General features: G+C 45.9%; 9 protein-coding genes. All 9 read right to left on the bottom strand.

Annotated features, from left to right (window positions below):
* Nucleotides 1–287: 287 nt before the first annotated feature.
* The 9 genes from OEV42_02395 to OEV42_02355 all read right to left on the bottom strand — a co-directional run bounded on the left by OEV42_02395 (nt 288) and on the right by OEV42_02355 (nt 9,987).
* Nucleotides 288–1,673 (bottom strand): ATP-binding protein, encoded by a 1,386-nt coding sequence (locus tag OEV42_02395; GenBank protein ID MDH3973106.1) that lies wholly within the window; start codon nt 1,671–1,673, stop codon nt 288–290.
* Between the two features lie 7 nt (nt 1,674–1,680).
* Nucleotides 1,681–2,352 carry a response regulator transcription factor gene (locus OEV42_02390; protein ID MDH3973105.1) on the bottom strand — a complete coding sequence of 224 codons (672 nt, stop codon included), beginning with the start codon at nt 2,350–2,352 and terminating at the stop codon, nt 1,681–1,683.
* A 105-nt stretch (nt 2,353–2,457) separates the two neighbouring features.
* Nucleotides 2,458–3,801 carry a Na+/H+ antiporter NhaA gene (gene nhaA / locus OEV42_02385; protein ID MDH3973104.1) on the bottom strand — a complete coding sequence of 448 codons (1,344 nt, stop codon included), beginning with the start codon at nt 3,799–3,801 and terminating at the stop codon, nt 2,458–2,460.
* A gap of 268 nt (nt 3,802–4,069) precedes the next feature.
* Nucleotides 4,070–4,471, bottom strand: a complete 402-nt coding sequence (locus OEV42_02380; protein MDH3973103.1) for a carboxymuconolactone decarboxylase family protein — start codon at nt 4,469–4,471, stop codon at nt 4,070–4,072.
* Nucleotides 4,472–4,533: 62 nt separating this feature from the next.
* Entirely contained in the window at nt 4,534–4,701 is a 168-nt protein-coding gene (locus tag OEV42_02375; GenBank protein ID MDH3973102.1) for a hypothetical protein, read from the bottom strand.
* A 22-nt stretch (nt 4,702–4,723) separates the two neighbouring features.
* Nucleotides 4,724–5,551 carry an arsenite methyltransferase gene (locus OEV42_02370; GenBank protein MDH3973101.1) on the bottom strand — a complete coding sequence of 276 codons (828 nt, stop codon included), beginning with the start codon at nt 5,549–5,551 and terminating at the stop codon, nt 4,724–4,726.
* Nucleotides 5,552–5,694: 143 nt separating this feature from the next.
* Nucleotides 5,695–6,894, bottom strand: a complete 1,200-nt coding sequence (locus tag OEV42_02365) for a hypothetical protein (protein ID MDH3973100.1) — start codon at nt 6,892–6,894, stop codon at nt 5,695–5,697.
* Nucleotides 6,891–7,679 carry an outer membrane lipoprotein-sorting protein gene (locus tag OEV42_02360; protein MDH3973099.1) on the bottom strand — a complete coding sequence of 263 codons (789 nt, stop codon included), beginning with the start codon at nt 7,677–7,679 and terminating at the stop codon, nt 6,891–6,893. The genes OEV42_02365 and OEV42_02360 overlap by 4 nt, the downstream gene beginning before the upstream one ends.
* Nucleotides 7,615–9,987 (bottom strand): MMPL family transporter, encoded by a 2,373-nt coding sequence (locus OEV42_02355; protein MDH3973098.1) that lies wholly within the window; start codon nt 9,985–9,987, stop codon nt 7,615–7,617. Before OEV42_02355 ends, OEV42_02360 begins: the two co-directional genes overlap by 65 nt.
* Between the last annotated feature and the right edge of the window lie 46 nt (nt 9,988–10,033).

The raw sequence follows: 10,033 nt of genomic DNA, 5'->3' as shown, positions 1-10,033 counted from the left end.
ACATGATTTCTCTTTCTTATCGCGGCAGTTGGTGCAGACAAGGATGTGGCATAGGTAGGGTGATTTTTGTTCCTTCATTTTTTATTTCCTCGTTAAAATATTATCTGTTTTATCGTTGTCATTTCGACCAAGGGGAGAAATCTTAAGCATTTTACTTTATTTAAATAAAAGATTTCTCCCTGTGGTCGAAATGACAAGTGTGGTAGCCCGATAAAAGAATTCGAGCCTGAGGTCTCTGGCGAGTGAACTCTGTGACTGATAAAGGTATTGATATCAATTATTTCAAGTTAATCCACCTGCAACAAAGGCAACCTCACCGTAAAGGTCGTTCCCTTTTCCTCCTCACTTTCCACGTCAACATGCCCCGCATGGGCTTCTACAATGGCCTTAACAATAGGAAGGCCCAGGCCGCTTCCTTCCACCAGCCCACGGCTTTTGTCGATGCGGTAAAAGCGGTCGAAAATTTTCTCCCTTTCTTCTTTGGAAATGCCGATACCTGTATCGGTTACTTTTATAATTATTTCATCCCCTTGGGATGATATAACGATGTCGATGGTTCCACCTTTTTTATTGTAATTAATGGCATTTTCAATGATGTTGCTCATTAGCTCAGACAGTTTCAGTTTATCTCCCTTGAGGGTAACCTCTTTGCCGGATAGATTTATCACAAGTGATTTTTCTTCACTCTTCGGTTTTAGTGATCTGACAACGGTATTGGTAAGTTCCATGAGGTTTACATCAGCCATGTCGAGGGTATAGGCTTTGTTGTCTAACCGTGCTACTTCAAGTATTTTGGCAATGAGTTTTCCCATTTTTTCAGAAGTCTGCTCAATGGTTTGCAATGTCTCAATATATTCACCGACTGTTCTTTCCCTCCCCAGGGTAACGTCGCAGTGGCTTTTGATGACTGAGGCAGGAGTTCTCAAATCATGTGAAGCATCGGCAAGAAAGCGTCTCTGCTTTTCGAATGATTCTTCAATTCTTTCAAGCATGGTATTAAAGCTTGACGCCAGGGGTTTGAGTTCACTCTCTACAGCCTCTTCATGGAGTCTTTCATTGAGGCTCTTTTCCGTAATGGTTTCCACCTTTTCAGAGAATTTGTCGATCTTTTTTAGTGAAAGCATCGTTATTATTATAATCCCCGTTAGTGAGAGAAGAAAGAAGGCGGGAAAGAAAATAAAGATGATTGTCCTGAATCTTTCCAGCAAAAACCAGGTCTCTTCCAGTGATTCTCCCGCCTGAATAATTATATCCCCTGATGGAGTCGGGAAAGATTGTACCAGTATCCTGATCGGTCCTCTGTCAGGACCGGTGGATGTTAGATAGAGCGCAGCCTGCGAGCCCTCACGTATGGGGAGCGCTGTATCGACGATAGAGAGGGAAGGGGAGCGGGTGATAATTTCACCGTCGGGCCTGTTGAGTTGGTAATAGTGGCCTGACAGAGGTCTGGCGTATTCGCCGATGGCCGCCTCCGACAATTCTCTGCCGCTTTCCTCCTTTTCAAGAGTAAGAAGGCCTGCAATAAGCTGAACTTCCGAATGAAGGTGACTGTCGACGGACCCCATAAGAATACTTTCAAGACTTTCGTAGAGGAAGTAGCCGAAGGTTGTAAAAAGCAGGGAAAAGATGAAGAAAAACCATATGGCGAGTTTTGATTTAATGGAAGAAAACATTTTTCATCTACTCCTCTTTCAGGATGTAGCCTGCGCCGCGTACGGTATGAATAAGTTTGCTATGGAAATCCTTGTCGATTTTTTTTCTCAAAAAATTGATGTACACGTCGATTACATTGGAGTCGAGATCGAAATCCTCGTTATAAATATGCTCGGTAATATCGAAGCGGCTTACTACATGCTCCTTGCGGTAAGCAAGATATTCGAGCAATGCATACTCTTTGGCTGAAAGGAGAATAATCTTTCCGGCTCTCCTTACTTCATGGGTGGCAGTGTCTATCTCCAGGTCTGCAATTTGTATGATTGCTTCCCTGACTTCCCCTGACCTCCTCATGAGGGCCCGTATTCTGGCGAGCAGTTCCGTAAAATCAAAAGGCTTGGTCAGGTAGTCGTCGGCGCCCGTATCAAGACCCTTTATCTTGTCGGGCACCGTATCTTTAGCTGTGAGCATGAGAACAGGCGTTTTGATTTCCTGGGCCCTTAATTTTTTAAGGATAGTAAGGCCATCCATGAGGGGGAGCATGATGTCGAGAACAATTACATCTGCCGGATAATTTTCCGCCATGTAGAGACCTTCTTCTCCGTCATGGGCCATATCGACACTATAGCCGTTCTCTTCAAGGCCCTTTTTGATAATGGAAGCCAGGTCTTTTTCGTCTTCTACAATGATGATTCGCATGGTTGTAAGTATATTACAGTAAATGAATTTGTAAATAAATTTCTCATGGCGAGGGACCATGCCGGTAATGCAAGTGACAGTAAGGCAGAAAGCTTAAGCTTGCTCTCATGTAACTTTTTTCAATACAAGCATGCCTAAAATGCCGGAAAGAATAGACGCAACCAGGATGCCCAGCTTTGCCGTCTCAAGCATGGCCTGATTATCATGGAAGGCGAGGTTGCCTATAAAGAGGGACATGGTAAAACCGATACCGGCCAGTATGCTGACGCCGTAAATATGGCTCCACCGAACCCCTTCGGGAAGACTGGCAATGCCCGATTTAACGGTAAGCCATGAAAAGAGAAATATACCTATCTGTTTTCCTGCGACAAGACCGAGAATGGTGCCTAAAAATACAGGGTGAGCAAGTGAGCCGGTTAGGCTTTCCATGTCGAGTTTAAGTCCCGCATTGGCAAAAGCAAAAAGGGGCATAATGAGGTAAATCACCCAGGGGTGAAGGGAGTGTTCGATGTGTTCCAGTGGCGCTTCTGCATCGGATATAGCTTGCTCGAGGGATTGAATGACCGATTGTTTCTCTGCCTCATCAAGTTCGAGGGCACAGTATGAAGCATTTTCATCCTTTCCCTGAAGAAAGCAAAGTTGCTCTTCAATTTTCCTGATGAACTCGGAATGTCTGATTGCAGTAGATGCCGGGATAGTCATGGCTAGGAGTATGCCTGCAACCGTAGCGTGTATGCCTGATTTTAAAAGCGCAAGCCAGAGGAAAAGGCCCACAAGCACATAGGGGAAGGTTTTTCTCACGCCAAAGCGGTTCATCATAAAAGAGAGGGCAAGGAGAATAAGGGCTTCAATGAGGGCCGAGATCGAAAGCTGGTCAGTATAAAAAAGAGCGATAACGAGGATACCGCCCAGGTCGTCAACAATGGCAAGGGCTGTCAGGAAGATCAGTATGCCAGAGGGAATTCCCTTGCCAAGGAGTGCAAGGCAGCCAAGAGCAAAGGCAATGTCGGTTGCCATAGGGATGGCCCACCCCGGGGCACCTGCTTTACCGGTATTAAGGAAAATATAGAAGGCGGCAGGCATGACCATTCCTCCAATGGCCGCTGCAATGGGCAGGGCTGCCTTGCGGGGAGATGCCAGTTCCCCTATAAGGATTTCCCGTTTGATTTCAAGGCCCACAACAAAAAAGAAAATGGCCATAAGACCGTCGTTGATCCAGTGATGAAGACTTTTTTCAAGTGTAAAAGAGCCTAAAGAAAAGCCGAGAGACGTTTCCCATAGATGGTGATAGGCATCATGCAGTGGTGAGTTGGCAATAATCATGGCAGCAGCGGCAGCCAGTATGAGGATAATACCGCTTGTGGCCTCTCTTTTAAAGAATCGTTCAAAGGGCCTGATAACGGATTCAGTGATTTTTTTAATTAATTCGTCCTGAGAATTTCTGTTCACCGGTGACTTTACTCCTTTTTTTGATGTTTTATGAGTGACTTTTATCCGGCTATGGATAGCAATCTCTGGAATATAAGATAAAATAATGAATGGAAGGTTGCAGGGATTATGGAAAAAATTAATGATTTCAGCTGAATAAGCGTGCTATAAAGTAAGTTGCCTGATGACATAAGGGAGTATGATGTTAAAGTTATTACCTTCCTTTAACTTTTAACCTTCCTCTAGTGCAATATTGGATGAATGCTCACGGCATTCATAGCTTTTACCCTCAGCCATACCATGGTTTTTCATCGGGTTCTACCTGAAGGCCGTCCATGAGCTTGTTAAAACCGGCAAAGAGGTCGACAACGGCCATTAGTTCCAGTATTGCTTCATCATCCAGCCCTAACTTCCGCACCGCGGAAGTATGAACCTCCAGTCAGTAATCGCAGGCATTGACAGCTGAGACTGCGACGGCGATAACTTCTTTCGTCAGCCGGTCCAGCTTTCCCTCTTTGCCCATGATCTCTTTGCTTCGCTGCCAGTTGAGTTCAAGGTAAGCCGGTTTTGCAGCCATTACTTTATAGAGATTGGGAACAAAGTCAATACCGAGTTCAGATTTTATCTCTTCGTATATCTCCTTGACCCTGCCTGTGGCTTCCTCTTCGGGAACCATCTTGATGGTAGCCATGATCATCACCTCCTTTCATTTTAATTAACCTTTGAGATTTCCTCCTCTGGTCTGGGTCAGAGTTAAAAGGCTGAAATGGCATGCATCCTGTGATCACATCCAAAGAGGTAGTGACACACGGGTATGATGTCATGCAGCGTACAGGAGACCAACACAGCAAGAATGATTGTTGTCTCTACGATAATGATGAGTTTGTGGTTCTTTTCAACTGTTTTACTTAGTGAAGCCATAACAATACCCCCAATTAAATATTTAAGGTTTTACAGCCTCTATAGAGGCCGAAAGGATGTAGTCCTCGATCTTACTGCCAGGTACCCAATACCTTATAAATTCCTTACTCTCATCCCTTGATTTGATCTTTATTTTACTAAACCCGACTCTTTCCAGTATTTTCTTTAAATGATCCATCTGTGTTGCCCCAGCAACGCAGCCTGTAAAGAGGGCAATATTCTTCCTTAACTTTTCAGGAAGTTCCGCTGTGACGACAATATCCATAATTGCCAGTCGTCCTCCCCCTTTCAAGATACGGAAGGCCTCACTGTAGACCTTCTCCTTATCAGTTGCCAGGTTGATAACGCAATTGGAGATAATAACATCGACAGAACTGTCATGGACGGGGAGGTTCTCCATCTCCCCCAGACGAAATTCCACGTTATCAAAGCCGCTCTTGATTACATTTTCTCTTGCCTTGCTTACCATCTCAGGTGTCATGTCGACGCCGATGACCTTGCCCTTTTTACCGACGGCCCTTGCAGCCAGAAAGCAGTCAAAGCCACCACCACTTCCCAGATCGACAACGGTTTCTCCTTTTTTGATCGCTGCAATGGCCTGAGGATTTCCACAGCCGAGCCCCATATTGGCTCCGATAGGAGCGCTTTTAAGCTCTTCCTCGGAATAACCGAGCCGGGCCGATGCACCTTCAGCTGTGGAGGTGGGCGCTGTGGACACCCCGGGAGCACAGCAGGAGGAGTTTTGTGACGTAGAGGGATGCCAGCAGGCGCAGGAATCCTCCGCCTCTGCGATCTTTCCGTAGGTCTTACGTACCGCCTCTTTGATTTCTTCGTCATTCAAATCTTTCATTTTTCCCCTTATATTTAAAAGATAGAAAAATATTATATGTCTGTCATTTCGAACGAAGCGAGAAATCTTAAAGATCTCTCATTGCATTGGAAACAAGGATTTCTCCCTCTGGTCGAAATGACAAGATAATAGTGAAAGGAGTACTAGAAATAGTAAGCCAGTTCAAGCTTCATATAATCATCATCACGCAGGCTGTAGACCGGATCGTCAGCAGGGATTGACGAAAAACTCCTTCCTTTAAGGCTTATTTTCACGTGCTCTCCAAAACGACGGCTTGCCTCTATACTGATAATATGAGCCGAACTCTCCAGATCATCCATATAACCGGCTAGAATCTCCGAGCCGGCGGCATCATTAAAGGCTATTCTCAACCCCACCATGGCGTCATTTTCATAAGCTGTTGTCGCCTCATCACCGCGATCATCGTAGGCATATTCGACAATGACACCTAAATCAAGGGGACCGTCGGCAATACCATAAAAGGTATATTCAAAACCTCCGATACTTGCATAAAAGGCTTCTCCCTGGCCTGATCGATGGAGGGTCTCCAGCTTCCAGAGCCACTCTCCAGCTACGAACTGGATATCAAGGCCTGTTTGTTCGATCTGCTCGTAAAAAGGGATGAGAACCAGCTTTCCTGATTTATTTATTCCGGGATGCAGAGCAGGTTCACGACCTGTTCCCATAAAATGATAGATCCCCATATCCATATCCCCCAAAGTGTGACTGTATCGGAGCGCGTAATCAATATGACGCTCCCTGGAAGAACTCTCATACACCACTTCATCGGTATCGACCATAAGCCCTGTTCTGAGACGACCTTCCTCGCCGGGAAAAGTTCGTTCACGGAAATAGGGAAGAAGAAAGAATTCTGCCGTTCCCCAGCTTTTAGGCATCGTTAGCTGAAGCATAGGCTGGCCCAGTTTCTCTTCTTCATCCATATTCTCCACAAGGTCCGTTTGGTTTATTATGTCAACAAGGTGGACAAACTCCGTTGCCCCCCAGAAGACCTTTCCCAACCCTATGCGGAGTTCATAATTGTCTGATAGGAAAAGGTAGTTCAGCTCACGAATGTCAACATGGCTCCGCTCTTCATCTGCACTGTCCAGCCTTCCGAAGGGAACAAAGGTAAAGCTGGAGCCATTCTCCCACTCGTGATAAAACTCGGGCTGCAGGGCGATGGATGCGGTATTTCTTTCCTGTTTGTCAAAGAGCGGCTTCTTAAAAAAGTAAATCCCTTCTGTAGAGAGGTAGCCTGAGAACTCTGCTGAAAAAGATGCCGGAGTCAATATGATCAGGTTACAGAGAATAAGTGTTTCTATGACAAGGAAGTTCCTTTTCATCTGGCCCGTTTAAGACTGCTCTTGTTAAAATCACTATCTTTCAGGCCTGTACGAAATTGATAATTGTTAAAGAGAAGCTGTGTGCTTTTACCGTTCTGGTGGTTGATCATGTTCATTTCATCGGGCCGCCAGTATCTATCGAGGTACTTTTTATATGCCCTGAAGGTGAGTGTTTTGAGATGTGATTCCTTACGGTCGTAATATTCCACTTTTAAAGTACGAAATTGGGCCTTATCGATCCAGTTGACCATACGCGTATATCCTGAGTTCTTTTTATCAACGGGATAAGACTCGGTAACGAAGCAGTCCTTACCGTCGTAGCTTTCATCTTTAATCCACTTATAGGAATACTTTTCCACCTCCTGGCTGGAGATGTCTTCATAGGAAAATTCGCTTCCCATGAAGGAACCCGACTTGTTCCTGGAACTGATTCGTTTGACCCTTTTGAGCGCCGGCAGGTAGAGCCATTGGTCATCGTCACCCTTCTTATGGGTAAAATTAAGAAATGCTGTTCCTTTCACATCTTTCGGCGTGTCGAAAATGGTTAATGATTTGTCGCCATCGCCTGGTACTTCAAGAGATCGTCCCCGGATTTCCCTTTTGCTCTCCTCACCGTGGCGGTTTCTCAGGATCATGGTAAATTCCTGTTTTGAGTCACCCCAGCCGGAATCCCTTTTGTCCGCCTCTATGGCAATTTTAAGGCCCTTCTCTGCAGGTGTCTCAGCCTTTGCCGGCAGGGGAAAGAGTGTTGCAAGCAGGATCATCACAAGTATTATTCTTCTCATATTTTGAACCCTCCACTTTAATGAGTAATGTTGGTAAGAGTAAAAAGTCCATGGCCAGCGCAAGGACGATGGTAATGGCCGACATGAGTCCCATGTCGGCATTCATTTTATAGCCCGACAGGCTTAAGATCATAAATCCGACAACTAGGGAAAGCGTCGTAATCCACATGGCCGTACCTACTGTGTTAAAGGAATAGCGAACAGCGGCAATGGATCCTAAATTCTTTTCTCTCCTCGCCCGCAGGTAGCTGCTCAGAAAATGGATCGTATCATCGACGACAATACCGAGTGTCATGGAAACAATAACGGAAAGACCGAGACCGACACGTCCTACGAGGAGACCCCAGAGACCGAAGGCCATTGTTGCCGGCGCCAGGTTGGGCAGGAGACTGATTACGCCCATTTTAAAGCTTCTAAGGGCAAAAATGAGGGCAACGGAAATGAGGATGAGGGCCCCGAAAGAGGCGATGAGCATGCTCTTAATATTGCGGTCCGACAGGTGGGCCCAGATGATGGTCAATCCCGAACCGACGGTGAGCATCTCTTTGGGTGCATTGGCCTTCAGCCAGGCCACGGCCCGTTCATCCATGGCCCGCTGTTCCTGAGTTGTCATAGCCTTGAGACTAACTATGAGGCGTGTTGCCGATTTATCGACGTTGATCATGTTATTCAGATCGAGACCGAAGGGGAGGGACATTTCATAAAGAAGCAGGTACTGAGCTGCCAGATCGCGCCTGTCAGGAATACGGTACCAAGCAGGATCATTGTTATGCATGTTTTTATTGAGACGTTTCATGGTGTCTGTAATGGCACTGACATGGACAACATTGGGTTGTTTGCGGTACCAGTTAGCAAAATCCTCCACTATTTTCAGGTACTCGGGATCATTAATTCCTCCCGATTCACCTGCTTTCAGAGAATATTCGATAACATCCATACCGGTCAGGTTTTCATCCATAAAATCCATGGCATTACGGATCTCGTAACTATCATCAAAATATTTGGAAAAATTGTCGTTTAACTCAATGCGAAAAACCCCGGCTGTAACGATCCCCACGGCAATGAGAATTCCCCAGAAAAGGGGATTGCGGTACCTGGTAACTATATCTGCCAGCCTATCGCAGGAACAGCATTCATAGTCGTATTCACAGCCTGGCTCTACACGTGCTTTTACCCCGATGGGAAGAACGGTTACAAGAGGAGGGAGGAAGAGGATGGAATAGAAAAATGCCGCCGTTACACCGAGGGCGACCATGTTTCCAAGGTCTCGAAATGGCGGGGCATCGGAAAAATTCATTGTCAGAAATCCAATGACCGTTGTTATGCTTGTTAAGAAGACAGGCTTTAAATTCTCTGCCAGTGCATTGGCAATAGCCTCTTCTTTTGACTTGCTGAGATGGATCTGGTGGAACATGGAGGTGAGAAGGTGAACGCTGTCGGCAACGGCCAGCGTGAGTATAATGGTTGGAGCATTAGCAGAGGCGGCATTAAAGGAGATGCCCAGCCAACCGGCCAAACCCATTCCGGTAAGTGTGGAAAAGAGGATAATGATGAGCGTAACAAAAGTCCCCGTTAATGACCTCAGTGCCAGACCGGTAATCACTATGAGAGCAAGGAACATAATAGGAACGAGCGTCCCCATATCGTCTTGTGCCACTTCACCGTATGCGTTGTCCATCATGACCATACCTGTCAGGTAAAGGTCGATTTGAGGATGTTCCTGCCGGAAATTATGGGCCAGGTCACGAACAAAGTTACCTACCTCAACCACTTCATTATTTGACTTGCCCGGTTTGAGAATATTGACATTGATTCCCGTTACATGTCCTGATGGCGAGATAAGCCTGTTAACCAGTTGAGGTTCGGAAAGGGCAATATTTTTAATGCGGGAAAAATCCTCTTTTGAAAGGGATTTTGCATCTGCCACAAGGTCTTCCACAATCAGGTCATCCTCTTCGACGGTTGTATGCTGGAAGTTGCTAATGGAATCGACACGGCTTGAATAGGGTGTTTTCCATAAAGCCTCGGTCAAGGTTTCCACTGCTGAGAGAGTGTCAGAGGTAAAGACTTTACCATCTTTGGGAGCGAGGATAAAGAGTACGTTATCGGCTTTGGTATAGGTGTTTTCCAGTGCCTCCAGGGCTTGTAGTTGGGGGTTTTCGGGGCTAAAAAAAATGCGGAGATCGTTGTTGACGACTAAGCGGGAAATGCCCAAGGCTGATGCAATTAGAAAGAGCATGTTGGCAGCAATGAGCCAAAAGCGGTATTTTACAACCCACTGACCTATCCCGGTTTCGTAGCTATGCATGGATAGCTCCCCATTAAAGCGTTATCGTGGAATTTATGCGTTTTTC

The organism is Deltaproteobacteria bacterium (assembly GCA_029860075.1).
Lineage (GTDB): Bacteria > Desulfobacterota > JADFVX01 > JADFVX01 > JADFVX01 > JAOUBX01.
The sequence above is the reverse complement of the archived record's forward strand: the minus strand, read 5'-3'. Positions and strand labels throughout refer to the sequence as shown.

Excerpts from the sequence above, each read along its gene's own strand:
- OEV42_02365 (MDH3973100.1), bottom strand. The coding sequence starts at position 6,894 with ATGAAAAGGAACTTCCTTGTCATAGAAACACTTATTCTCTGTAACCTG.
- OEV42_02395 (MDH3973106.1), bottom strand. The coding sequence starts at position 1,673 with ATGTTTTCTTCCATTAAATCAAAACTCGCCATATGGTTTTTCTTCATC.
- OEV42_02390 (MDH3973105.1), bottom strand. The coding sequence starts at position 2,352 with ATGCGAATCATCATTGTAGAAGACGAAAAAGACCTGGCTTCCATTATC.
- OEV42_02355 (MDH3973098.1), bottom strand. The coding sequence starts at position 9,987 with ATGCATAGCTACGAAACCGGGATAGGTCAGTGGGTTGTAAAATACCGC.
- OEV42_02370 (MDH3973101.1), bottom strand. The coding sequence starts at position 5,551 with ATGAAAGATTTGAATGACGAAGAAATCAAAGAGGCGGTACGTAAGACC.
- OEV42_02360 (MDH3973099.1), bottom strand. The coding sequence starts at position 7,679 with ATGAGAAGAATAATACTTGTGATGATCCTGCTTGCAACACTCTTTCCC.
- OEV42_02375 (MDH3973102.1), bottom strand. The coding sequence starts at position 4,701 with ATGGCTTCACTAAGTAAAACAGTTGAAAAGAACCACAAACTCATCATT.